The sequence below is a fragment of the Chitinophaga agrisoli genome (assembly GCF_008386695.1).
GTDB classification, from domain to species: Bacteria; Bacteroidota; Bacteroidia; order Chitinophagales; family Chitinophagaceae; genus Chitinophaga; species Chitinophaga agrisoli.
Map to the genome: position 1 here is coordinate 1,283,523 of NZ_VUOC01000001.1, position 25,198 is coordinate 1,308,720.

The 25,198-nt window shown below is 49.2% G+C and carries 23 protein-coding genes, 1 tRNA gene and 1 riboswitch; of the genes, 10 read left to right on the plus strand and 14 right to left on the minus strand.

The features are described from left to right. Positions 1-65: 65 nt before the first annotated feature. The 5 genes from F0L74_RS05310 to F0L74_RS05330 form a co-directional block, all read right to left on the minus strand. Positions 66-872, minus strand: coding sequence for an SDR family oxidoreductase (locus F0L74_RS05310; protein WP_149836771.1), 807 nt, complete (start codon positions 870-872; stop codon positions 66-68). Positions 873-966: 94 nt separating this feature from the next. Further along, positions 967-2,505, minus strand: a complete 1,539-nt coding sequence (locus tag F0L74_RS05315) for an FAD-dependent monooxygenase (RefSeq protein ID WP_149836772.1) — start codon at positions 2,503-2,505, stop codon at positions 967-969. Between the two features lie 68 nt (positions 2,506-2,573). Beyond that, complete coding sequence (locus F0L74_RS05320; RefSeq protein WP_213086895.1) at positions 2,574-3,359, minus strand: helix-turn-helix domain-containing protein; 786 nt, start codon at positions 3,357-3,359, stop codon at positions 2,574-2,576. 94 nt (positions 3,360-3,453) lie between these two features. Further along, positions 3,454-3,525, minus strand: a tRNA-Arg gene (locus F0L74_RS05325). An 80-nt stretch (positions 3,526-3,605) separates the two neighbouring features. Then, positions 3,606-4,175 carry a MarC family protein gene (locus F0L74_RS05330; RefSeq protein ID WP_149836773.1) on the minus strand — a complete coding sequence of 190 codons (570 nt, stop codon included), beginning with the start codon at positions 4,173-4,175 and terminating at the stop codon, positions 3,606-3,608. A gap of 132 nt (positions 4,176-4,307) precedes the next feature. On the opposite strand from F0L74_RS05330, the gene F0L74_RS05335 reads away from it, so the two are divergent. The 5 genes from F0L74_RS05335 to F0L74_RS05355 all read left to right on the plus strand — a co-directional run bounded on the left by F0L74_RS05335 (position 4,308) and on the right by F0L74_RS05355 (position 11,892). Then, entirely contained in the window at positions 4,308-4,892 is a 585-nt protein-coding gene (locus tag F0L74_RS05335; RefSeq protein WP_149836774.1) for a helix-turn-helix domain-containing protein, read from the plus strand. 215 nt (positions 4,893-5,107) lie between these two features. Beyond that, positions 5,108-8,320 carry a SusC/RagA family TonB-linked outer membrane protein gene (locus tag F0L74_RS05340; RefSeq protein ID WP_149836775.1) on the plus strand — a complete coding sequence of 1,071 codons (3,213 nt, stop codon included), beginning with the start codon at positions 5,108-5,110 and terminating at the stop codon, positions 8,318-8,320. A 32-nt stretch (positions 8,321-8,352) separates the two neighbouring features. Beyond that, positions 8,353-9,939: a SusD/RagB family nutrient-binding outer membrane lipoprotein gene (locus tag F0L74_RS05345; RefSeq protein ID WP_149836776.1), complete on the plus strand. Its 1,587-nt coding sequence runs from the start codon at positions 8,353-8,355 to the stop codon at positions 9,937-9,939. A gap of 4 nt (positions 9,940-9,943) precedes the next feature. After that, complete coding sequence (locus tag F0L74_RS05350; RefSeq protein WP_149836777.1) at positions 9,944-10,510, plus strand: phosphonate degradation HD-domain oxygenase; 567 nt, start codon at positions 9,944-9,946, stop codon at positions 10,508-10,510. A gap of 86 nt (positions 10,511-10,596) precedes the next feature. Beyond that, positions 10,597-11,892 carry a DUF5690 family protein gene (locus F0L74_RS05355; protein WP_149836778.1) on the plus strand — a complete coding sequence of 432 codons (1,296 nt, stop codon included), beginning with the start codon at positions 10,597-10,599 and terminating at the stop codon, positions 11,890-11,892. Here the strand turns inward: F0L74_RS05355 and cobC are convergent. From cobC to F0L74_RS05390, 7 genes are all read right to left on the minus strand, one after another. Further along, positions 11,875-12,435, minus strand: coding sequence for an alpha-ribazole phosphatase (gene cobC, locus F0L74_RS05360; RefSeq protein WP_149836779.1), 561 nt, complete (start codon positions 12,433-12,435; stop codon positions 11,875-11,877). The two genes, F0L74_RS05355 and cobC, sit on opposite strands and share 18 nt — an antisense overlap. Next, positions 12,420-13,193, minus strand: coding sequence for an adenosylcobinamide-GDP ribazoletransferase (cobS, locus tag F0L74_RS05365; protein ID WP_149836780.1), 774 nt, complete (start codon positions 13,191-13,193; stop codon positions 12,420-12,422). Before cobS ends, cobC begins: the two co-directional genes overlap by 16 nt. Before the next feature lie 15 nt (positions 13,194-13,208). Then, positions 13,209-14,246, minus strand: coding sequence for a nicotinate-nucleotide--dimethylbenzimidazole phosphoribosyltransferase (cobT, locus tag F0L74_RS05370; RefSeq protein ID WP_149836781.1), 1,038 nt, complete (start codon positions 14,244-14,246; stop codon positions 13,209-13,211). A gap of 23 nt (positions 14,247-14,269) precedes the next feature. Further along, entirely contained in the window at positions 14,270-14,773 is a 504-nt protein-coding gene (locus F0L74_RS05375) for a bifunctional adenosylcobinamide kinase/adenosylcobinamide-phosphate guanylyltransferase (protein ID WP_149836782.1), read from the minus strand. Positions 14,774-14,863: 90 nt separating this feature from the next. Further along, positions 14,864-15,487 (minus strand): DUF6580 family putative transport protein, encoded by a 624-nt coding sequence (locus F0L74_RS05380; protein ID WP_149836783.1) that lies wholly within the window; start codon positions 15,485-15,487, stop codon positions 14,864-14,866. A 65-nt stretch (positions 15,488-15,552) separates the two neighbouring features. Beyond that, the gene (locus F0L74_RS05385) at positions 15,553-17,493 is read right to left on the minus strand and encodes a TonB-dependent receptor plug domain-containing protein (RefSeq protein WP_149836784.1); all 1,941 of its coding nucleotides are present in this window, start codon (positions 17,491-17,493) and stop codon (positions 15,553-15,555) included. A 122-nt stretch (positions 17,494-17,615) separates the two neighbouring features. Next, positions 17,616-17,835: riboswitch (cobalamin riboswitch) on the minus strand. Positions 17,836-18,009: 174 nt separating this feature from the next. Beyond that, entirely contained in the window at positions 18,010-18,660 is a 651-nt protein-coding gene (locus F0L74_RS05390) for a tetratricopeptide repeat protein (protein ID WP_149836785.1), read from the minus strand. A gap of 327 nt (positions 18,661-18,987) precedes the next feature. Between F0L74_RS05390 and F0L74_RS05395 the strand changes: the two genes are divergently transcribed. The 5 genes from F0L74_RS05395 to F0L74_RS05415 all read left to right on the plus strand — a co-directional run bounded on the left by F0L74_RS05395 (position 18,988) and on the right by F0L74_RS05415 (position 22,935). Next, on the plus strand, positions 18,988-19,671 hold the full coding sequence (locus F0L74_RS05395; RefSeq protein ID WP_149836786.1) for a FadR/GntR family transcriptional regulator: 684 nt from the start codon (positions 18,988-18,990) through the stop codon (positions 19,669-19,671). 18 nt (positions 19,672-19,689) lie between these two features. Further along, the gene (locus F0L74_RS05400) at positions 19,690-20,922 is read left to right on the plus strand and encodes an MFS transporter (protein ID WP_149836787.1); all 1,233 of its coding nucleotides are present in this window, start codon (positions 19,690-19,692) and stop codon (positions 20,920-20,922) included. Positions 20,923-21,258: 336 nt separating this feature from the next. Further along, complete coding sequence (locus F0L74_RS05405; protein WP_149836788.1) at positions 21,259-21,843, plus strand: Crp/Fnr family transcriptional regulator; 585 nt, start codon at positions 21,259-21,261, stop codon at positions 21,841-21,843. An 86-nt stretch (positions 21,844-21,929) separates the two neighbouring features. Further along, positions 21,930-22,340: a VOC family protein gene (locus F0L74_RS05410; RefSeq protein ID WP_149836789.1), complete on the plus strand. Its 411-nt coding sequence runs from the start codon at positions 21,930-21,932 to the stop codon at positions 22,338-22,340. A 232-nt stretch (positions 22,341-22,572) separates the two neighbouring features. After that, complete coding sequence (locus tag F0L74_RS05415; protein WP_149836790.1) at positions 22,573-22,935, plus strand: DUF1801 domain-containing protein; 363 nt, start codon at positions 22,573-22,575, stop codon at positions 22,933-22,935. Positions 22,936-23,163: 228 nt separating this feature from the next. On the opposite strand, the gene F0L74_RS05420 is transcribed toward F0L74_RS05415, so the two are convergent. Then, positions 23,164-23,643, minus strand: a complete 480-nt coding sequence (locus F0L74_RS05420) for a DUF488 domain-containing protein (RefSeq protein WP_149836791.1) — start codon at positions 23,641-23,643, stop codon at positions 23,164-23,166. A gap of 159 nt (positions 23,644-23,802) precedes the next feature. Continuing rightward, positions 23,803-25,152 carry a DNA/RNA non-specific endonuclease gene (locus F0L74_RS05425; RefSeq protein ID WP_149836792.1) on the minus strand — a complete coding sequence of 450 codons (1,350 nt, stop codon included), beginning with the start codon at positions 25,150-25,152 and terminating at the stop codon, positions 23,803-23,805. Positions 25,153-25,198: the final 46 nt, after the last annotated feature.

The window sequence follows — 25,198 nt, forward strand, 5'->3', positions numbered from 1 at the left end:
AAATATAATTAAAACAAGGCTATGCCTATACTGTCATAGCCTTGTTCAGGAGAGTCATATATTACCTATTGGCCTAAGAACAGCGCGCCCATCTCTTCGCGGGATGCTTCCGGTCCTACCTCCAAACGGCGCTCGTACATACCTTTCGCGTCAGCGCCTGCCGTATAATGCACCTTTTTCTTTCCATCCGTTACCGCCTCATAAACAACGGCGGCCACCTCTTCCGGTGTTGACCCGCTGGTATTGGGATCCATCATACCGGTCACCACGCCCATATACCGGTCCATTAAATCCTGGTAAGGAGCCGCCGGCGTATGCACAATATTGGATGCAAATGCCGTGCGTATAAAACCAGGCGCCACCGTTTTAATACTAATACCCCACGGCGCCAGCTCATAGCTCATGGCTTCACTAAAACCTTCCAGGCCAAATTTTACTGCATGGTAAATGCTATCGAACGGGAAAGTAACTAAACCGGCAATTGAAGTGATATTCACGAATAGGCCGCTTTTTTTGTTCCTGAAATGTGGTACAAATGCCTGCGTGATCCGGATAGCGCCCAGCAGGTTGGTATCCACCTGTTTCCTTAACTGCTCTTCGCTTAGCCCCTCTAATGGTCCCATAGCGCCGTAGGCGGCATTGTTCAATACCACATCTATTTCGCCAGCGGCAATGACCTGCGCAACAATGGCATTGATCTGCGCCGGATCCGCAATATCCAGCGGTAACACGGTTACATGTTCCATGTCATCAAATGAGGCTTTTGTAGTATCGCGCATGGTGGCGATCACTTTCCAGCCATTGTTATGAAACAGGCGCACGGCCGCTTTTCCCAGACCGCTGGAGGTTCCTGTAATGAATATTGTTTTCATGTTGCTTTCATTTGTTTTGTGATACAAAGAAAGCGAGGATGGTGTTAAAGGGGATTGTTGTAAGGTTCAAATAGCATGGGTGAGAAGTTCAATTCTATGACTGCTTCCGGAACCAATTACCAGCAGCTTTTCGCAGTTCGCTGTAATCCGGCTCCTTATCAGCCGCCCAGGCCACAATGCCATCTGGGCGTATCAATACAGCGCTTACACCTAAACGGTCTTTTACGCTACCAGAAATATATCTAATACCATATTCACCAGCCACCTTCTTAAGCGTATCATGACCATCAAGATCAAGCAATATCCCCTGGCCATCATACATTAGCTCCCCAAGGGTTTTCCCATTTTCAAACGTAAAATCGGGAACACTATAACCAACTAGCGGATGACCGCCACCAAGATCATAATGCGTCAAAACACCCCATACTCTTCCCGCAAAATAAGTAGCGCCATCGCGTGTATGCATAAGGTCATGGATAATGGCATGCAGCGCACGGGCATCCGGGTCCGGCCGCATAATAGCCACCTGTGCGCGCGACCAATCCAGTACCTGCGCGCCAATAGGATGCCGTTCCGTATGATAGCTGTCCAGCAAACCTTCGGGCGCTTTCTGTTGAATGGTGGCGGCCAGCTTCCAGCCTAGGTTCATGGCGTCGCCCAACCCCAGGTTAAGTCCCTGGCCGCCCAGGGGTGAATGAATATGCGCAGCATCTCCGGCTAAAAGTACCCGGCCCTTGCGGTAGGCGGTGGCCTGCCGGGCACGGTCTGTCCAGGTGGTGGCTACATGCAGGGCGCTGATAGTAACATCCGTATCCGAGATCCGGCGTAGTAACCCCTGCACATGTTCACGCGTGATAGGTTTGTCCGCATGATGAAACGCTCCGCCATCGAAATCCTGCATCATCAGGTAACCTGGCTGGGATTGAAAATACATGCCGGTGGGCGTCATATTCCGGCCGGGTTTAAGTTGCTCCGGATCGGCAATATCCACTTTCGCAGTGTAACCGGTAAATGCCGGTTCTGTACCGGCAAATTCAAAACCGGCTATTTTGCGCACAACACTCCGGCTACCATCGCAACCCACCAGCCATTTAGCGATAAAAGATTGGTCGCCTGATTGAACAGCTACCCCATGTTCGCTTTGTTGAAGATCTGTAACAGCCAGCCCGCGTTGGATCACTACCCCCAAAGCCTCTGCACGGCGGGCCAGCACAGATTCAAGCTCCGCCATTTCAGATATCATACTGGTATCAGTCGAACCTGGCAGGCGATACGCCCACTGTGAGGTATCAATATTGTCATAATGAAATGGGATACCGGCAAAATGCCCCGCCTGCCGGCTGGGCTGCGGTCCTTGTGTAGTAGCAAATGGATTTTTAAGGTGTTTGGGTACTTCCAGTTCATCTAGCAACCCACGGCGGTAAAGCGCTTCAATGGTAGGGGAGGAGAGGCCCCGTATACCAAAAGGCAATTGTTTTAATGGTGATAGTGGATGCTCCGCCTTTTCTAATATTAAGATGGAACACTTTGCCAGGGCTAGTTCACAGGCAAGGAACAGGCCCACAGGCCCTGCCCCGGAAATGATAACATCGTAGAAAGGATAGTTGGCTGCATTTTCGAGTGTAGCTTTCATATAACATGATTGTTACACAAAATTCCGCATTGCCGCTGCCCTAAGCTTGTACAAACACGACAAAATCCTTACTGCCCGGTTTTCCCTCTGTGCTTCCGCGCGAATGCTGCCGGCGTAGTACCGGTGTAGCGCTTAAATTCCCTGCTCAGGTGAGATTGATCTGTATAACCCAGCTCCTGCGCCAGGCCGGCAATATTGGAGTCTGGATAATGCCATAGTTGGTTGCGTGCCTGCTCAAAACGTATCAGACCGGAGACGTCTTTAACGCTGTAACCGGAAGACTGTTTGAACTTCCTTTCCAATGTACGTACCGTAGCATGCGCTGCTGCCGCTACCTGGCTTACCGCTATGGCGCCGTTGGCTTCCCGCATAGCAGTACCTGCTTTGAATAATGTATTGTCAATTGTGATCCGCGCCCTGGCGTCCAGTAGATACTGTTGTAGCTGCGCCAGCGCTTCATCTATCCTGCCGGCACGGATGCACGTGTCTAATGTGGCTTGCAACCGGGTTATAGGATGCTCCAGTATGCGCAGGCCATCTTTGCCGGATGGTAGCCCAAGCAGATCAAACACCGTCCACGGAAAACACCTGATAGCAATGATCTCCATACGGTCTTTCGTATTAAAAACGGCAGGCTGGTTAAGCAGCCCCATAATAAACGGGGAGGGCAATGGCTGCAGACCATCATCAGATACAAGGCTACACGCGCCCCCGAAATGGAAAATAATTTCGGCGTAGCCATCCGGTAATACTTCAAAATTGGATGGTAATGCGCCCAGGTTGATGCTGTCGTACCAGAAGCATTTTATGATATCACGTAATGCGTGGGGAGGGGCAAATTCTTGGTGCTGCATGTTACAATGGTTTTATGGGTTATAACAGGAGGTTAAGACACTTCAAATTAAAAAAGGCCTTAAGTGCAATCACCTAAAGCCTTTTCTCATTTTGTGGCCTCGCCAAGAATCGAACTTGGATCTGGAGCTTCGGAAACTCTTATACTATCCATTGTACTACGAGGCCGCTTTCTTCAAACCCTGGCCCTTGAGCCAGGAAGGAAGGCAAAACTAAGGTTTTTAGCGCTGAATTGCAAAATGCAATTTCTACATGTTTAAGTTGTTCTTAAAGATCTTCACCGCTATGGCCAGCAATATCACCCCAAAAAACTTACGCACCACCATCAGCCCCGCCTTGCCCAGTATCCGTTCTATCCAGCTCAGGGACCGTAGCACCACATAAATAATGATCAGGTTGACCAGGATGCCCGTTAATATATTATACTCGCCAAAATTCGCTTTTAATGACATGATCGTCGTCAGTGTACCAGAACCGGCTATCAACGGAAACGCAATAGGCACCACACTGCCCGTTTTGGTATCCTGGTCGCTGCTCTTAAAGAACTCTATCCCCAATATCATCTCCAGCCCTATCACAAATATCACAATAGACCCCGCCAACGCAAAAGAATGCACGTCCACGCTCATCAGGCTCAGAAAAGGCTCGCCTACCAGTAAAAAGCCCACCATCAGGAACCCGGAGGCCAACGTGGCCTTACCAGCGTCAATATGTCCCAGCTTCTCCTTCAGGGAAAGCAGCACGGGCACAGAGCCTACTATATCTATTACAGCGAATAAAGTAAAGGTTATTGCAAGGATCTGGTCAAAGCTGAACATTTGGTTGATATATTTTACACAAATATAATTTATTATATGAAGGAGCATAGTTAGCTAAAAAACTTGCTAATTGTCGCGCTATTCCCTTTCTTTGTCCGGTTGCTGGGCTAATCAATGACAATTTATTAGTATATGACGGAAGATATCATTATCCAGATAAGCAATAAGATAAAAGAAAAAAGAAAAGCAAAAGGTATTACTATCCAGGAATTGGCCGACCGGGCAGCTGTTAGTAAGGGGCTTATTTCACAGATAGAGAATAACCGTACTGTACCCTCCCTGCTGGTGCTCGTTAATATCATCCGTTCCCTGAACCTGGATATGAACGAGTTCTTTAACGAAATTGGCCAGCAACAGCAAAGCAGCCGCGTTATTATTAAACAACAGGCCTCCTACCAGGTATTCGAAAAGGAAACGGCCAAAGGCTTTCTCTACAAACGCGTGCTTACCAAAAATGTAAAGAACTACCCGGTAGATATTGTGATCCTGGAACTGAAAAAAGGCGCCCGCCGTACACAAATGGTAAAAACAGATGCCTATGAGTACAAATACATCCTGCAGGGTAGCGTAGAATACCAGATAGAGAACGATAAATATATCCTCAACGAGGGCGATTCCCTTTTCTTCGACGGCCGCCTGGGACATAAACCCGCCAACATAGGAGAGGAGGATGCAAAGATCCTGGTAGTATACTTCTTCCTCGAAACCGAAAACTAAGCCGGTACCCGCTCAAATCCTTGCCCCATATCCCTGATATAAGTATATGATCATGCCCGCATGCCCCATAATTACTTCAATTATTTACATATACTTAATGATAACTTTAGTATTACTTAACAATTAGGTTACATTCTTCTCCAACATTTGCATGATGAAAGGCCTTATGTAGTATTTAGCTATTGAATAACCTAAAACCAAATCTATCCATTATCATGCAAAATCCTTTACACAACCAGTCTAAATGGCTGTGCCTATGCCTCTTACTGTTGCTATCAGCCGCCACTGCGTGGGCACAACAGTCTGTAAGCGGCCAGGTGGTATCGTCAGAAGACCAGCAACCGGTACCCGGTGCTACCATTAAAGTAAAAGGCAGTAGCCGCGGCGCCATGACAGATGGTAAAGGCCAGTTTAGCATCATGGCCAGCCCGGAAGATGTACTGCAGATCACTTACATTGGTTTTACGCCAGCCGAAGTGCCGGTAAAAGACCAGCAAAACATCCTCATCACCCTGCATACCGATAACCGCTCCCTGAACGAGGTAGTGGTAACGGCACTGGGTATCAAAAAAGAAGTAAAACGCCTTGGTTATGCCGTACAGGAGATCAAGGGCGATGACCTGGTAAAAGCCCGGGAACCTAACCCCATTAACGGTCTTACCGGCAAAGTGGCCGGCCTTACGGTAGGCGCTTCCGCAGAAATGCTGGGTAGCCCCCAGGTTTTATTGCGCGGTAGCAACATTAGCCTGTTTGTGGTGGATGGTGTGCCTATCAGCTCAGATACCTGGAACATTTCTCCGGATGATATCGAAAGTTATACTGTGCTCAAAGGCGCTACGGCTTCCGCATTATACGGTTCCCGCGGCCTGAATGGCGCTATTATGATCACAACCAAAAGAGGATCTAAAGACAAACGCGGCTTTTCCGTGGAGTTTAACTCCAGCACCATGTTCGATAACGGCTTTATTGCTATTCCCAAAGTACAGGACGAATACGGTCCTGGCGACCATGGCCGTTATGCTTTCGTAAACGGTAAAGGCGCCGGCACCAACGATGCGGATTATGATATCTGGGGCCCTAAGTTCGAAGGCCAGCTGATACCGCAGTACGATAGTCCTATTGATCCGGTTACCAACAAACGCATTGGCACCCCCTGGACAGCCCGCGGTAAGGATAACCTGGCGCGTTTCCTGCAAACAGGTTTGCTCAGCACGAATAATATTGCCGTATCCGCCAAAACGGATAAGGCAGACCTGCGCTTCTCACTATCGCATTCCTATCAGAACAGCATCGTGCCTAACATGCACCTGAACATTACCAACTTCAATATTTCCGCAGGCTATAACTTCTCTTCCCGCCTGCGCCTGGAGTCTTACCTGAACTATAACCGCCAGTATACGCCTAACTTCCCGGATGTAAGCTATGGCCCCAACAGCCTTATTTATAATATCGAGATCTGGGGCGGCGCGGATTGGAATATAGACGATATGCGTAACTACTGGCAGCCCGGCCAGGAAGGCGTACAGTCCATCTACGCAGAATACCAGCGTTACCACAACCCCTGGTTTGTGGTGAAGGAATGGCTGCGCGGACACTATAAAACAGATGTGAATGGCTACATGAAATTGACTTACCAGATCAATGATCACCTGGAGTTGCTGGGCCGTACGCAGGTAAGTACCTACGATCTGCTGCGTACAGAAAAACTGCCTTACTCTGCGCACCCCTATGGCCGCGAAGAAGGTAAAGGTGATTACCGTGAGGACCGCCGCTCCCTGTTCGAGAACAATACAGATGTATTACTCACCTATCATAATACCCTGGCGGGTAAACTGGAGCTGCGCGCATCTGCCGGCGCCAACGCCCGCAGCTTTAAATACAACTCCAGCTTTGTAAGCACCAATTACCTGAACGCGCCGGGCTGGTATAGCTTTGCCAATACCCGCGATCCGCTGTTTGCCAGCAACTTCCGTTCAGACATGCTGGTGCTCAGCGCCTATGGTTATGTGGATATGACCTATAGCAAATATGCCACCCTGTCCCTCACCGGCCGTTACGACAAGCTGTCTACCCTGCCTCCCGGTAATAACGTGTACTTCTATCCCTCTGCATCTTTAAGTACCGTGGTATCTGATTATGTGAAGCTGCCGGAGGCTATCTCCTTCCTGAAATTGCGTGGCTCCTATGCTAACGTAAAAGGCGGCTTAACACAGGATACCATTGGCGCTACGCCACAGGGTTTTTATCCGCTGGGTTATGGCTCTAATTATTATGCTGCCTATGGCGGCCCTACCTTCCAAAACTCGGCAGGCTACAACGTATCGCCCGTTTACCAGAACCACGTGGGCGGATTTTATACGCATACCATCGCCAACCCCACGCTGAAGCCGTTTTCCAGTACCGCCTACGAAGCCGGTATGGACATCCGCTTCCTAAAGAACCGTATAGGTCTGGATGTTACCTGGTTCACCACTAAGAACGGTCCGCGTATTTACGAGCTGCAAACCACAGACGCTACTGGTTATGAAAAATACCTGGTGAACGGCGTTACCACCCGCAAAAATGGCTGGGAGGCCTCCCTTACCGGCTCGCCACTGCGTAGCAGCACAGGTCTTAACTGGGATGTGATGGTGAACTGGGCCACTTTTACAGAAAAATATGTGGACTTCTACCCGGGTGTTAACACCCTGAATGTGTTCTTTAAACCCGGCGACAGGGTGGATAAACTCTATGGTACCGCTTTTGTACGCACGCCGGATGGCCAGATCATCAATGATCCCGGTGATGGCCGCCCTATCGTAAACCCGGTAAACCAGTTCCTGGGTTATACCAATCCTGACTGGACCTGGGCTATCAACAACACCTTCCGTTACAAGCAATTCAACCTCAGCTTCCAGTTTGATGGTCGTGTAGGTGGTAGCATGATCAACTATATACAACAGCAAACCTTCCGCGGCGGCCGTAATATCCAAACCGTGCAGGGCGTTATGGGCGAAGCCCGCTACCAGGATTATAAAGGCGTTAAATCATGGTTGGGACAAGGCCAGGTGATCAGCAACGGCGCCGCCATCAGCTATGATAACAACGGTAACGTGACCAACTATAAGGATATGCAGTTTGCGCCTAATGGTACCAAAACCTTCCTGCAGGATTACATCAGCATCTATTACAACACCAATGAGGCAAACCTGATCAGTAAAACATTTGCCAAACTGCGCGAAGTAGTGATAGGTTATAACCTGCCGCAAAACTGGCTGGGACGTTCCTTTATCCGTCAGGCCAATGTGTCCTTCGTAGGCCGCAACCTCCTGTACTTTGCCAAGAACAAAGACCTGGATATAGAACAGTACGCGGGCGACCAGGGCATTTCTACCCTGCAAACGCCTACTACCCGCAGGTATGGCTTTAACGTAAACGTTACTTTCTGATGTAAGCGGCAGCGCTTTTCAAATTAAACACCATGAAAAAACTACATATCTTATCAATAATTGCCCTCATAATGGTAGGTACTGCCTGTAACAAGCAGTTCACTGATTATGAAGCAAACAGCAACAAACCCTCAAAGGTGCCACCCAGCCTGGTGCTGTCCGGTATCCTGTCAGATCTGAACACCATAAAACCCTGGAGCGATGTAATGCGCTGGAACCAGTACGATTGCTGTAACTATAACTACTACGGCAACCAGCGTTATGACTGGGGCGGGGCTAATCTTACCAGTTACGCTACTTTGGAGGATGTGGAGCAAATGGAGCAGGAATCCATCCGCCTGGGCGGTAACCCGCTCAATCCCTACACCGCGCTGGGTAAGTTCTTCCGGGCTTTTTTCTATTACCGCATGACCAGCCTCGTAGGCGATCTGCCTATGACGGAAGCCCTGCAGGGAAAGGAAAACCTTACGCCTAAGTATGACGAACAACGCACCATTTTTTTACATATCTTAGGATGGCTGGATGAGGCCAACACAGGATTGGATTCCCTGATCAATCATCCGGACCTGGTAAACACTTCAGAGGGACAAACACTCAGGAACGATTTCTATTACAATAACCAGCTGGACGCCTGGCGCAGGGTGGTGAACGCATTCCGCCTGCGGGTGCTGATCTCCCTTAGCCAGAAAGAAACAGACAGCGAGTTAAAGATCCAACAGCAGTTCAGCGATATCCTTGCCAATCCTACCAAATATCCTTTGCTGGAAAATATGGGACAAAGCCTGCAGTACATATACAACAACATCAACAAATACCCGGTAAACCCGGATAACCTGGGCTTTGATGCTACCCGGTATAATATGTCTGCTACGTACTTGAATACGCTGGTGAGCCTCAATGATCCCCGGGCGTTTATCACCGCGGAACCGGCCACCCAGCAGCTTACCCTGTATAAAAAACGGCCCGATAGCATCACGGCTTATGTAGGCGCTCCCTCCGGGGAGAACCTCGCGGATATGTCCTCCAAGATGTCCAGCGTAGATACCGCCGTATATTCCCTGCGCAGCCGTACCCGCTACTATTCCAACTACACCGCGGAGCCGGGTGTGCTGGTAGGTTATGCGGAAATGTGCTTTAACATTGCAGAGGCCATGAACCGTAAATGGGCCGCGGGCGATGCAGAGGCCTGGTATAAAAAAGGCATACAGGCATCCATGGGCTTTTATGGTATACCCGTAAGCGGTGCAGGCGTGGTAAGTAAAACATACAACAAGATAAAGTATGATATCCCCTTCAATTTCGACGGCGTATATTACACGCAGGCCACCGTTAAATACAAGGGGGATAATACCAACGGCCTGCAGCAGATCTTAACGCAGAAATACCTGGCGCTGTTTGAAAGCAGCGATTGGGAAGGATATTTTAACTGGCGCAGGACCGGTATACCGGCCTTTAGCGAAGGCCCCGGCACCGGCAACAGCGGCAAAGTACCGCTGCGCTTCAAGTATCCTGATAACCATCGTAATGCCAACGCCACGAACTGGGCAGATGCATTAAAACGCCAGTTCAATACCACCACAGATGATATTAACGCAGCCATGTGGCTGATAAAAAAATAAACCAATGTTATTAGCAGACGCCCAACAGATAGTAGATACCGTTTTTGCGTTGTATGAAAAGTACGGCGCTGCAGATTATATTGGAGAGCCTGTCTCCCAGCTGGAACACATGGGCCAGGCGGCCCTGCTGGCAGAGCAGGCAGGCAGCAGCGAGGAGGTGATCCTCGCTGCTTTCTTTCATGATATAGGCCATCTCTGCGAAATGGAAGGCGAATCCATGCACGGCTTGGGCGTAAAAGACCACGAACAGTTTGGCTATGACTACCTGTTAAGACTGGGGTTCTCAGACAATATCGCCCGCCTGGTACGTTCACATGTAGCCGCCAAACGTTACCTCACGTTTAAACATCCGGAGTATTATGCGCAGTTATCAGCAGCCAGCAAACAAACGCTGGGCTTCCAGGGCGGCCCCATGACCGCGCAGGAGGCCGCCGCATTTGAGGCAGATCCGCTGTTTGAGGCAATGGTGCGCCTGCGTACCTGGGACGATCTGGCCAAAGAAACCGGCCAACCCTTGCCGGAATTGCAGCGCTTCAAACAAATGGCGGTAAAACATTTAATGCAGCGTTAACAGCAGCGGTAACCTTTGTTAGTGATCACGGCATACATTCACACTAACGATCATTGCAGCCACTAACTATTAACAAACTATTGTTGATGCTAACTATTCCCTGGATACAGAAACAGTTAAAGCGTACGGACCAGTTTACCTTTTCCCTCTACGCGGCCCTGGTGTCATTTGGTACTTACTCTTGTATGTATGCCTTCCGTAAACCCTTTGCGGCAGCATTATTTGAGGGCGTGAGCTTCCTGGGGATAGACTATAAGATCTGGATAGTCATCGCCCAAACAATGGGATATGCGGCCAGTAAGATCTATGGTATCCGCTTTATTGCGGAAATGCAGAGCGGAAAAAGAGCGCGTAGCATTATATTCCTCATCCTCTTATCCTGGCTGGCGCTGTTACTGTTCGCCGTAGTGCCGGCTCCTTATAATATTCCCCTCCTGTTCCTGAACGGTTTTCCCCTGGGTATGATCTGGGGCCTGGTATTTGGTTACCTGGAAGGCCGGCGCGGTACGGAGTTTATGGGCGCTGTGCTGTCCATCAGCTTTATTTTCTCCTCCGGTTTTGTAAAGTCCGCCGGTAAAATGACGATCGTGGATTGGGGCGTAAGCGAACAGTGGATGCCTTTTATAACAGGCCTGCTGTTTATGGTTCCCCTGCTCATCTTTGTGGTGCTGCTGGAGCAGATCCCTCCGCCCACGGCAGAAGATGAGGCGTTACGTACACGCCGGGAGCCCATGAACAAACAGCAACGCAGGCTGTTCCTGCAACAGTTCCTGCCAGGTTTGGTATTATGTATCATCAGTTATGTGATCCTCACTATGCTGCGCGATATGCGCGATAATTTTGCCGCCAATATCTGGGAAGAATTAGGTATGGGCAAAGACCCCGGCATCTTCACACAAACAGAAGTGCCTATATCGCTGGCCATCTTATTTATTATGGGATTGCTGGTGTTTATAAAGGATAATTATAAGGCATTCATGCTTAATTACCTGATCGTAATCAGTGGTTTTGTGCTGGCCGCGTTGAGCTCATTGTTGTTTATGTATCATTACATGGGCCCTGTATTGTGGATGACGCTTACAGGCCTGGGGCTTTACATGGGTTATATCCCCTTTAACTGTATCTTTTTTGAAAGATTGATTGCCACCTTCAAATATGTAAGTAATGTAGGTTTCCTGATCTATGTAGCAGATTCCTGTGGTTATGTAGGCAGCGTAAGCATCTTGTTGGTAAAGAATTGCAGCAACCTGCACCTTTCCTGGGGCCAGTTTTTTATGAACACCGTATGGAGCCTATCCATACTGGGTATATTGATGATGGTGGGCTCTTACTGGTATTTCCGGAAAAAGTACCGGGAAAGCGTCTCACTCGTTCACACCTAACAATTCCAGGCGGCCGTCTGCCTGCACGCTTATACGTGCCATACGGCCATATTCCACCCGCAGCTCAAAGGAGTTTTCCAGTGGCGTATTAGTTACATAAGCCAGCAGCGAGCGTATTACGCCACTATGCGTTACCAGGGCGGCGTTCTGTTGTTTGGTTATTACCTCCCGGAAGATTTCCACGCTGCGTTTATACAGGTCCTCGTAGCTCTCGCCACCAGGTACACGGGCATACACGTAGTTGTCCATCCAGGCCTGCAGCGCATCCGGCCCAAGGTCGTCCCAGCGTTTCATTTCCCAGTCGCCAAAGTTCAGTTCCTTCAGCCGGTCGTCCGTAGTAAAGTTGTTACCAAATAAAAAACGGGCCAGCTTGCTGCAGCGTTGCAGCGGACTGGCGTAAACGGTCAACGGTGTTTGTGGCAGTAGCTGTTGTACACGGGCGGCTTCCTCCGGGAAGGAGGGGGCCAGGTCCAGATCAGAGAAGCCGTAGCAGGTGCCGCGTTCAATTGCCGGCGTAGTATGCCGGATCAGGTATATTTCCATTCCACTAAGCAAAAGCACAAATATACAACTGTTTCCGCCAATTGCTGTGTGGCGCCCAGGCAATCACCGGTATAACCGCCTATCCACTTTTGCATCAGGCGGCCCATATACCAGCGTGCCAGCCATACCGCCGGCAGGCAGATCAGCAGCCAGTAATCGTGTAATAGTACGATAGCGGCAGCCAGGGGCGCCAATCCAAAAAATGCGGCCAGCGTTAGTTCTCCGCCGCTAATGCCTTTGGATACAGGCTTGGCTTTACTGTCTTCATCTTCCCTTACATAGGAGTGGGTATAGATAATAGTAACAGCCGTAAAACGGCTAAGGGTATGCGCCACAAATATGGCTACCGCGGCTGTACAGGGGGCCAGGTAAAAAAGGCAAAAGAATTTCATCAGCATCAGCAGCAACAGGCCCACCATACCATAGGTGCCTATGCGGCTGTCTTTCATGATCAGCAATATCTTTTCTTTGGTCCAGCCACCGCCAAAGCCATCGCACATATCAGCAAAACCGTCCTCGTGAAAAGCGCCCGTCATCCAGATGCCGGTAAACAGGGATAGGAGTATGCCTATTGCCGGTGGCGCAATAAAGCTGCAGCCATACAATACCAGCGCCATGGTAATGCCCGTCATCCAGCCAATAAAGGGCAGGTAACGGGTGGCCCTGCTAAGCCGGTCCAGCCCATGTGGAATATTGCCCACCGGTATGCGCGTGTAAAACATGATTGCCGTGCGTAGCAGGTACCATTGCTCTTTCATAAACTAAATTATATATCAGGAAGTTCTGTTGGATACCTGCGCATCCGCAAAGCTGGCCATATGTTCCATAAATGCGGCGGCACATTGTATAACAGGCATGGCCATCGCTGCGCCAGTGCCTTCGCCCAGGCGCATATCCAGCTGCAGCAAAGCATTTACCTGCAGGTGCTCCAGCATCAGGCGGTGCCCTTTTTCATGGGAGCAGTGAGAAAAGATACAGTAGTCCGTAACAGCTGGTTGCATACGTTGGGCGGCCATCAGCGCAGCTGTTACAATAAAGCCGTCTATCACTACCATCATACCCAGCGCAGCGGCCTGCAGGATAGCGCCGCATAACATGGCTATCTCAAAACCGCCAAAAGTGGCCAGCACTGTTTCCGCATCGGTGGGTATGCCGTGCCGGTTCAGGGCTTCCTGTAACAACACCGTCTTTTGCAGTATCTGCTGATGGGTGCTGCCAGTGCCGGCGCCGGTACATTCCGCAATAGGCAGACCGGTAAAACAGCTCATTAAGAGGGAGGCAGACGCCGTATTGCCAATGCCCATTTCACCAAAACCGATGGTATTGCAGCCCTGCTGCTGTATATATTGCACGATCTCTGCGCCTGCTTCCATGGCTTTCCGGCACTGATCATGGCTCATAGCCGGCTCGTGCAGGTAGTTGTGGGTACCGTAAGCGATCTTGCGGTCGTTCAGCATGGCATGGGAGGGGAAATCGTGGTTTACGCCTGCGTCTACAATGATCAGCTCTATCTGCAGCTGTTTGCACAGCACATTAATAGCAGCCCCGCCCCGCAGGAAATTATATACCATTTGCGCGGTCACCGCCTGCGGATAAGGGTTTACAAGGCCTTTTTCCGCAATGCCATGATCGCCTGCAAATATGGCGATAGTAGGTTTGGTGATCACCGGCTTCAGTGTTTGCTGTATAAGGCCGGCCTGCAGCGCTATCTCTTCCAGCCTGCCCAATGAACCGGGCGGCTTGGTCTTCTGGTCTATCTTTTCCTGTAATGCGGCGCTAAGCGAACGGTCAACGGGGGAAATATGTATCATAACTGATTTTGCTGATCTGGTAATCATTTTATTGGCACCGCTATACCGGATACCATCAATACTACTTTCTCCGCATGACGGGCAATATATTGGTTCGCCCATCCCTGCAGGTCCGTGAATTTGCGGCCTATCACGGTGTCCGCATGCACGCCCATGCCTATCTCATTGGTCACTATGATAAGGGTAGCATCCTTTTGCCGCAGCAGGTCTATTTCCTGCTGAAGGCCTTTCAGGGTGGCGTCTATATCCTGTTGGTAATGTACAAAGAAATTGGTGAGCCAAAGCGTCACACAGTCAATAACGGCTACCCGTCCTTCCAGGGGGAGTGCGCTTACCTGTAACTGCTCTTCAAAATTGGTCCACTCCGGCCCGCGGTCTTGTTGATGGCGCTTCACCCGCTCTCCAAAATCTTCGTCCCAGATCTTGGCAGTGGCCACATACACAGGCTGAGGGGATAGGCTAAGGGCTAGTTCATGGGCGTACCTGCTTTTGCCAGACCGTACGCCGCCGGTGATAAGATGAAGCATATTAAGTTGGATTGGTCAATTACGCGTACAAAACATATGGCGGTGCAGGGAACCATAATCCCCGCACCGCCACATACAGTATATTATTCACTAACGCTGGGCGTTAGGTAGTTGATAGTTATTAGCAGACAGGGACTGATACCTGCGCTGGATAAGCTCAAATGCGCCAAAGAAGATAGCGCCGTAAAATACATTGCCAAAGAACATGTACTTCATATACGGTACAGCCATGGCATAACATTTTAACAGACCGGCCAGATCCTTCGGATACAGTTGTCCGGTGGTAGGATCCGTACAACCGCCCAGCCATACGCCAAAATCAGTGATCAGCCAGTGTGCAACGGCTGCCGCTACGGAGGCCATCACGATATTACCGATATGCACTTTTTTGATGATCAGCTGTCCGGACAATACCATAGCGGCAAAGCCCAGGTAAGTCCATGCCCAGCCCTGGTACAGCAAACCGCCCTGCGCAAACTCCGGGTAAAATACCCGCTGTATAATAACATCGCTTAAAAACAGGGTCAATAACGGAAACAGGTACGCCTTCCATTTATTATTGAAATAAGCGCCGCCAAACAAGGCCATAGCACCTATGGGCGTAATATTGGAAAGCGGCGTAATATGGCCCTCGCCCAATACCCGCAGAATGCCCGCTGCGAGAATAAACAACAGTAATACGCCCAAACGGGGATTCAGATTCTTAAGTGACATACATTAGTTTTTTGATGTGCGGATCTGTCAGTGACTGCAGCATATCCGCACATTAAATTAACACATTATAGATTAATAGTAACACCGCTGGTAAAATTAAAACGGCGGGTATTATATCCGGCAATCATAAAATACTGCTGATCGGTAATGTTCCGGAAATCAGCATATACTTTCAGGAAGCGGCCCACGCGGTATTCCGCATAAGCGCCCAGGGTATAATAATCCCCCAGCGGTTTAGGACTGGCCAGGTATTGCGGCTCCCAGCGCTGGCTGTTATATTTATATTGCGCGCTTACATACAGGGCAGGGGTTACATTATAACCCAGCTCCAGGTTCAGCGCGTGTTTGGGTATACGGTACAGGTTAAAATAGCTGGTATCCGTATCCAGCTCCTTCACCTTTCCATCGGTATAGGTATAGTTTACATTCAACTGTAATCCTTTAACGATCTCCCAGTTAGCTTCCAGTTCACCGCCATAGGCCTGCTGTTTATTGGCATTGATATATTTACCATACGGCGGATCAGGCAGGCTGTAAAAGGAGATCAGGTTTTTTGTCTCCCGGTAAAAGCCTACAACACGCAGGTTCAGCCGGTTATCGCATAAAGCGCCCTGGTAGCCAGCTTCGTAGTTTACAGAAGATTCCGGCTGCAGGTCTTTATTGCCATACTCAGAATACAGCTGGTATAAAGTAGGCACCTTAAACGCGGAAGAGATATTAACAAAGATCTTATGCTGGTCATTGATCAGGTAAGAAGGGTTAAATGAAATGGTCTGGTTACTGCCATAAATATTATGGTAGTTAAAACGGCCGCCCACTTCGAGGTTAAAACCGCCCACGTTATGCAGCAATAAGGCAGCATAATGGCTGAACTGCCGCATATGCGCACTATCGCCGCTCAGGACTGTGGTATCCTTATAAAACTCACTATAGAGCATGTTATATTGGTCAGTATTGGAAAAGCGGGCATCTGCGCCGGCAATCAGCTGTAGCTGCGGTATAATGTCCCAGTTCACGAAGGTTTCTACCTGGTGGGTGTTAGAAGAAAACTGACTGGTAGAGAATCCTGCATTGGGAGTGAACAGCGTATCATCCAGCAGGTTGCGCTTATTCTGCTGGAAGCTGTATACCACATTCCAGCTGCCTTTCTTAAAATCCAGCCTGCTGCTGATGGCATGCAGCATATACTTATTGTGCATGGTATAGTCCTTATCGTCCGTATACCCCCCGGCGTCCAGGTCCGTATGATAATCGCTCCAGTTCAGCAGGTATTGCAATTTCCAGCGGTTGGTCACCTGCAGGGCTGCTTTGGCAAATACGCTATGGCGTTTAAAACCGTCATTGTCATAGGTATGCGTATAAGCGCTGTCGAAAGCAGAGGAAAAGCCGTCAGACTTATTATACTGGTAGCCCGCGATATAAGAGAACTTGCCCACGCTGCCATTAATGCCTGCGCCGCCCTGCCAGCTTTTATAGCTGCCATAGGAGCCGTTGGCGCTAAGCCCTATCTTTTTATCGCCGGGTTTTTTGGTGATGATGTTGATCACACCGGCTACTGCGTCAGAGCCGTACAAGGTAGACTGACTGCCCCTCAGGATCTCCACGCGTTCGATCTGCGAAACCGGGATGAAGTTAAGGTCAAAGGCATTGGTGATCTGGGAGGCGTCGCTGGCAGGGATACCGTCTATCAGTATCAGGGTATTGCCTGTAGTAGCGCCCCGCATATACACATCCTGGTTGGTGCCGGCGGCATTCTCAGACCCGTTCACTATCAGGCCGGCCTGGTTGTTCAGGATACTGGTAAGCGACTGGCCACTGTGCTTTTGCAGATAGTCTGCCGCGAGCACAGTCACCACTTTGCCGGTTTCGCCGGACTTTTGCGGAAACCTGCTGGCGGTTACCACTAATTCGTTAAGCTGGTTAGTTCTTGAAGTATCCTGTGCATTGGCCAGGGTCGTTGCCCCCAGGATAATAGCCGGAAAGAAAAAGTAGAATTTCCTGCGCATAATGACTCTTGTGAAAATTGTAAGTAATGAACAATATGCGCTGCGGGAGAGATGTAAAAAAGGAATACGGCCACCTCGAACAGGTACCTACATCCTTGGCCTTTCACCCGAAAGCGCGCGGAATGACAATCGTACACCTGGCAGGTCTTCTGACTCTCCTGCTTTCCGGGCCGCCTTCCCGCCCCGCTTTATACGGAACAGTGGCCTTGATTGCCCTGGAAAACTATTCCTAAACCATGTTTAGGATACAGGATTACAGCTACGGGGATAGTTCCGGATTTACACCGGATTCCCATTTTAATCCCGGCTATTACACCGGGAACCAAATGCGGAGCAAACCTACGTAATTAATGTGAAAATGTGCTGATATGCTAATGTGCTAATGAAATCCCCTGACAGTTGCCCTGCATAAAAAGGGGCCGCACCGGCAAGGTGCAGCCCCTGTAAAAACGTATTCATTCATCAATTAATTAAAACCTCCGCTCCAATCCATCAGCACATTAGCACATCAGCACATCATCCCGGCATCCTGGAAATATACTTATCCATTTCCTTGATCTGGCTCACGATCTGCGCAGTCGTTGGCTTCTGCGCCTTGGCGCGGCGGAAAAAGTCTTTGGCGGATTTGAAATCGCGGCGGCTCATAGCAATAGACGCCAGTGTAAGTAACGCCGCAGCGGTATTTTCTTTATCAGGTAAACCCAGTCTAACAGCTTTCTTCAGGTTCTGATCAGCCGTTTTCAGATCATTTTTCTGGTAAGCAATAGTGCCCAGCTGAAAATACTGCATGCCTTCATATTCCTTCATCGGGCTACCCGTCTTAATGCTCTGGCGGATGGTCGCTTCTGCTTTATCCAGGTCCTGGTCATACATGGCCAGGTTACTTTGCATAAAATAGTATACAGAGCGGATGGGTTTGTACAGCAGCTTGGGGAAAGCAACTTTATTCATCAGGCCCATGGCATATTCCACATTACCGGCTTCCACGGCTTCCTGCACCAGGCGCATAGGGCCAAACAGGAAATGCGTAACCAGGCATATTACAGCCAATACCAGTACGATAGTGGCTTCCCACCAGCCCACGGTAAAACCCAGTACCAGGCCACCTAATAATAACACGATACCAATAGGTAAGCGGTATAGAATAAAAATGTTAAATGCTTTCATCCGTTATTTTAATAGAGAGCGCAAAGATAGTGAAAAATGGTCCATTGCATATTGTATTTAGATAATTGAAGGCGGCCCTTGGATACCGCCCGCGGACTCGCTAATCGTTCAACCACGCCCCGCCGACTGCCCATTTTTGACATTTGCCCGCTTCGCCAACTATCTATCCCAGCCAAATCATACAACCGGGTCAACCCGTAATTCATCCTTTCATAACCAGCAACAGTCTATCTATCAATCATTTAACCATCCCATCACCCTCTTCCCCCAAAAATCCCCTTGCATTTCCCAACCAACTCAACTACCTTTGCGTCATCATATCATCTGATGAATAATACCACTCCCATAAAACGGCTTAGTCTTACTGATGAGGTAGCCCAGCGTATCCAGCAGCAGATCTCCCTGGGGCAATACCAACCCGGTGACAAACTGCCTACAGAGCCGGCCCTGATGCAGGAATTCGGCGTAGGCCGCTCTTCCATCCGGGAAGCAGTCCGCATTTTGGCCAATGCTGGCGTACTTCGGGTACAGCAAGGCGTTGGCACATTTGTGGAAGCCCCCAATGGCGCGGAGCCACTCTCGCAACGCCTCAGAAGGGCAGATTTTTCCGACCTGGATGAAGTCCGGCAGCTGCTCGAGCAGAAAATAGCGGAAAAAGCAGCCCTGTACCGTACAGATGCAGATATAGAAAAGATGCGGGAATGCCTCCAGACACGGGACGAGCTCTCAGCGGCTAACGATATAATGGGCTGTATAAAGGCAGATATCGCCTTTCACACGGCTGTTGCCGCAGCGGCAAAGAACAGCATCATGGCAGACCTGCACACCACCGTGGCGCAGCACATGCTGCAGCATTTCATGGTAACACATACCACGACAAAGCCTTTTGTCGATACCCAGCAATGGCACTGGCAATTATTGCAAAGCATCATCGATCAGAAGCCGGAGGAGGTGCAGGAATTGGTATCCCTCATCGTAGGCTACCGCGTACAGGCCCAATCCAATCATTGATATAACGATATAATTTTTATGGACACGGAAACAAAAGCAACAACCGCAGTATTATCCGAAACGGCAAGGGAAACAGCAGAAAAAACGGTATTCTCCATACTGCTGGCCCTCAGCTTTTCACATTTGTTGAATGACACTATTCAGTCCCTTATACCGGCCATCTACCCGGTAGTAAAAGACTCTCTGAAGATCAGCTTTACGCAGGTAGGCCTTATTACGCTTACCTTTCAAATGACCGCCTCTATCCTGCAGCCGCTGGTAGGCTGGTACACAGACAAACATCCTATGCCTTATTCCCTGGCCATTGGAATGGGCTTTACATTGATAGGTCTTATCTGCCTCTCTCTGGCGCACAGCTTCGTAATAGTACTGGTAGCAGTAGGGTTGGTAGGTATGGGTTCCGCCGTATTCCATCCGGAATCATCCCGGCTGGCCTATATGGCCTCCGGTGGCCGGCACGGTATGGCGCAATCTCTTTTCCAACTTGGTGGGAATGCCGGCAGCTCCCTGGGCCCGCTGTTAGCAGCCCTGATCATTGTGCCTTATGGCCAGTTTAACGTGATCTGGTTTTCAATAGCAGCCCTGCTGGCTATTGTGGTAATGTTAAATATCGCCGCCTGGTATAAGGGTAATAAACATCGTGTAAAACCTAAACGCCGTGCGGCAGATGGTACCGCGGTACAGTTGCCTAAAAGCAAGATCGTGTTTGCCCTGTGCATCCTGCTGGTGCTTATCTTCTCCAAGTATTTTTACATGGCCAGCATGACCAGCTACTACACCTTCTACCTCATCGATAAATTCCATCTGTCTGTACAGAGCGCGCAGTTCCACCTGTTCATCTTCCTGTTTGCCATAGCTGCAGGTACGCTTATTGGCGGCCCGGTGGGCGACCGCATAGGCCGCAAATATGTGATATGGATCTCTATACTGGGTGTAGCGCCGTTTACTTTGCTGCTGCCGCACGTAAATCTTTTCTGGACTTCTGTGCTCAGCGTATTCATTGGCGTAATATTATCCTCCGCTTTCTCCGCCATCCTGGTATATGCCCAGGAGCTGGTACCGGGTAAAGTGGGTATGATCGCCGGTTTGTTCTTTGGTCTGGCCTTTGGTATGGCGGGTATTGGCTCTGCCGTATTAGGCCGCCTGGCAGATCATACCAGCATTAACTACGTATTCCAGGTTTGCGCCTGGTTACCGCTGATAGGCCTGCTCACTGGCTTCCTGCCCGATGTAGAGAAGAAGCGTAAATAAAAGATATCATTCCGCTGCGTTGCTCACTTTAGCGGGCGCGGCGCCCTGTTCCCCGCTGGCCGGTAAGATCGTCACCCAAATCCTGGCGATGTTTGCCGGCTAGCGCTTTTGAGGGGTTTACTGCCTCCGGAAACTGTCCCTGTACATCCAACGTCTCTCCCGGATCATGCAATGCTTCCGGTCCCTGCACATCCACCACCCCTCCCGGGTCATGCCGCGATCATCTGACACTTCCGGTCGCTGGCAAACAAATTTTTTGTAACTTATTACGTATTTCGAACCTATTGCGAAACGGGAAGCAACCCATAAAGACAGAGATAAAGTCTTTTTACAATCATGATATCCGGACTATCACAGTTTTTTCAAAAGATCCGCACATATACCAATCTGACGGCTGAAGCAGAAAAAGCATGGACGGATCTGCTACAGGAAAAAACCTTTCAAAAAGGAGCGGATTTTATCAGCATGGGACAAACGCCTCAAAAGGTAGCCTTTGTCACTAAAGGACTTTTTTCCCAATACTATATCACTGACAATGGCGATACAGTTATAAAATATTTCTTCCCGGAGGGCAGGATTGCAGGTTCAATCCCCGCCACATTAACAAGATCCGCAAGTCTTTTTACTATTACCGCATTAGAGGATACAACTGTTCTCGAATACAATTTCCATGATTTTAAGAAATTGGTCTCCATTTACCCTGACATCGCCGGATTTTACATTCGTTACATGGAGCAGCATTGGATCATAGACAAAGAGCCGTTCGAAATCTCCTTGCGAAATGATACCGCCAAAACCCGCTATGATGAATTCCTCAAAAACTACCCGGAATTAGTGAACCGGTTAAAAAAACATCATTTAGCCGCCTATCTTGGCATTACGCCCACGCAGCTGAGCAGGATCTTCTTCGCCAACAAATAATTTTTTGCTTTCTCAACATATGTAAAGGGTTTTGAAAGAGCACTGTCTCATTTTTGTACCATCAATAACAATTAAAACAGTTAAAAATGGCAACAAAAGTATTCATCAATCTCCCCGTGAAGGAGCTGAACAGATCAATGGATTTCTTCACAGCGCTGGGATTTAGCTTTAACCCGCAATTCACAGATGAAAAAGCTGCCTGTATGGTAGTAAGTGAAAGCATCTACGTAATGCTCCTTACCGAAAGCTATTTTCAGACCTTCACCCGCAAAAGTATTGCTAACGCAACTCAATCAACGGAAGTGCTGATTGCATTAGATGCCGCCTCCAGGGACGAGGCCAAACAAATGATCAGCAAAGCCCAATCCTTAGGCGCCCAGATCTACGCAGAGCCTCAAGACCACGGATGGATGTATCAACACAGCTTTGCAGACCTCGACGGCCACCAGTGGGAATTTGTTTATATGGATGAATCACAGCTGCCCAATCAGGAGTAACATTGAATGAGTTGCCGCTTACCCTTTTGTTGTTCCGCTCAACTCAATCAAATTATCACCTCCTGCATTCATTATCCCAAAATGTAGCTGAGTATACGGTACATACAGAATCTTTACACCGGCACAGGCAGAACAGCAAAACTTAAATATCAACAGTTACCTGATTACAATTGGCAGTTTACTGACACGTATTATCTTTAGTCTTACCTATATTCATAAAACCAAAAGCATCATGCCCACGACCAACAAAATCGACGAGTTTGTAAGTAAACTCACACATCCCTTAAAAGCTGAAATTGAAGCAGTCATTAAGATTATCCGCGAAGCCAGCACAAAACTGGAAGAAGACGTAAAATGGGGCGGCCCAAGTTTTGACTACCAAGAACCAATGGCCACCATGAATCCCAGAATTACAGATTATGTCGTTTTCATTTTCCACAAAGGCGAACTGTTAAACGATAAGACCGGATTGCTTGAACCTGCGCCTAAAGGCAAAGCATATGCAAAATTTCATTCAATGGACGATGTGAAAAAGCATAAAGCAGATCTCCAAAAGGTCATAAAGGACTGGATAAAACTAATGGACCAACAATAGGTTTTAAACAAGAATGCCAGCCCTAACCGTATTGGGTACCTGGCAGGCTGACGTATCTCATAAACTAATTACTACATCTAAACTTATCCGCTTCGATAAAAGCTGCTGCTCTTCAGTGGCTTTTATCTTTTGTAAACGCTATTGATCGCTAACTAACCTAAAAGTCCCATTACTATATTTGAATACACCATAGCATCTACCGGACCATCAACAGTTACCCATCCCATTTCAAACAATCCCCATCATCTGCTCCTTTATCAACCCCTTCTCATCAATATGATGCACGATCACCTGCTCTTGCACCAGCACTGCGCCTATCAGCTTACTGCGGTGACACCTCGCCGGATCACTCTCACTACACATGATCGCCAGCGGCACATTCTGTGCATACGCCTTTTGAAGCCGGCGGATGCTATCCTTAAAACTGTCCTTCGCACTGATCACCTCGTAATTTACACAGCCATCCGTCTGGTAACAATCCGGGTCCGACGGCCGCCCTCCCAGGCTGTCGCCCATAAATACATAACGGATGCCCTGCAGGGCCAGCGCAGTCTGTAACTGATTACGGTTAAACTGGGGGTTAAAACGGGAGTAAGGAATGGAGCGCACATCTATCAGGTAGCGGATCTGGTAGGTATGCAGTAGCTCAATAAGTTCCGTAATGGTCCTTCGCCCGTGTCCAATGGTATATAGGGGTCGCTTTTCCATATTCTAAATTACTAAAATTTTTAGTAATTCGGATGGCTTTTATTGAAATGGCCACAATTTGGCGCTTGAAATTCCGGCGAATTTGGTACGCACTGCGTTCCAAAAAAAACAAACCCGGCCGTCTCCGACCGGGCTATAATCAATGCCTTATCCCAACCATTACTGGTTATCCACCCTCGCCTCTATCGTCTGCTGCACAGACGCCGGCAAACTAGATAAAAGATCATACCCCGTAGCGCTTTCAATCGCATCTACAGAAGTCCTGTACTGTTTCCAATCTGTGCTGGTAGTATTAATATTCGGCGTATTCACCGCAATCACACGTGTGCCGGTTGTAATACGGCCCAGGTCATTATTCCCGTTCGGTATCACCACCAGTACTTTCCACACACGGGCAGGCACAGTCACATGGCCATTATCAATAGTATTTACCGTGCCATTGCTGCCGGTACCGCCAGTGCCATAGCTACCCATAATAACATACACCTCATTCCCGGCGGATACAAGTGAGCGTCCATAGCTCTCCAGGTTATTCCAGGTCTGCTGGTTATTATTAGGCGCCTGCGGTATCATGTTCGTCATCAGGAAAGTGGCAGAGTTGGCCGTGGTAGAAGAAGTCCTGTCTGCAGAGGGACAGTTATGCCCACGGTCAAAACCGCTGCCGGAATAGCTGGTGGCCTGTACCTGGTACCAGCCGGAAGGCAGGGTATTATCCGCGCGGAAATCATCCTGACGGTCAGCACTGCCAATGTCGGAGCTGCCGAGGTGCCAGCTAACCCAGTTAGGGGTACCGCGGTCACGGTTATAAGACAGCGTATAATAGGTCCTTACCATCAGGTAGTTGCCGGGATTGGAGGTGCTGGCTACCGCGCCGCTTGGATTGCCCAGCAGCAGGTTATCATTATCGCCGGGGGTAGGCGTGCCACCGCCGCCGGTGCTGCCGGAGCTTACCGTGATATTGTCAATATTGATACGGTTGCTGCCGCCGGATACCTTGCGGATAGACAGGCGGTAGCTGCCGCTGATGTTAACAGTGAAGCTAGCCGTTTGCAGGCTGGTAGAAGAGCTGGTAATGGTGCTGCCTGCCTGGCTGTAGCTGCTGCCGCCATTGGTGGAGATCCACAATTGCCAGGTGCTGCTGCCATCACTGCCAAACACGCCATGGCCAATGGTGATGGTGGTAGCGCCGCCAGTGGCGTCAAAGTTCATGGTAAGGCTACCCGTGTTGCGGATACGGGCGCTCTTAGCGCCTGTTTTGGCGTCTGTGCTCAGATCGCCAACCAATGCGTCGTTAAAGCTCCATGATCCGCTGCCCAGGGTAACATTGCCGGTGGCATAGGCCGTCTTGGAGCCGGTTTCAAAGGTCTCAGATAAAGTGGTTACCGCAGCAATATTGGCAGACATCTGCGCATTGCCGGGCATAGGTTGTAAAGGCGGTGTAACAGCTTCTTTGGTACATGCAGCTAATAGCAGCACCAACAAGATGGCATAACGGGCCTGGATCTTCATGATAGTTTGTTTAGATGGTTTTCAAAAAAGGGAATTAATAGGATTG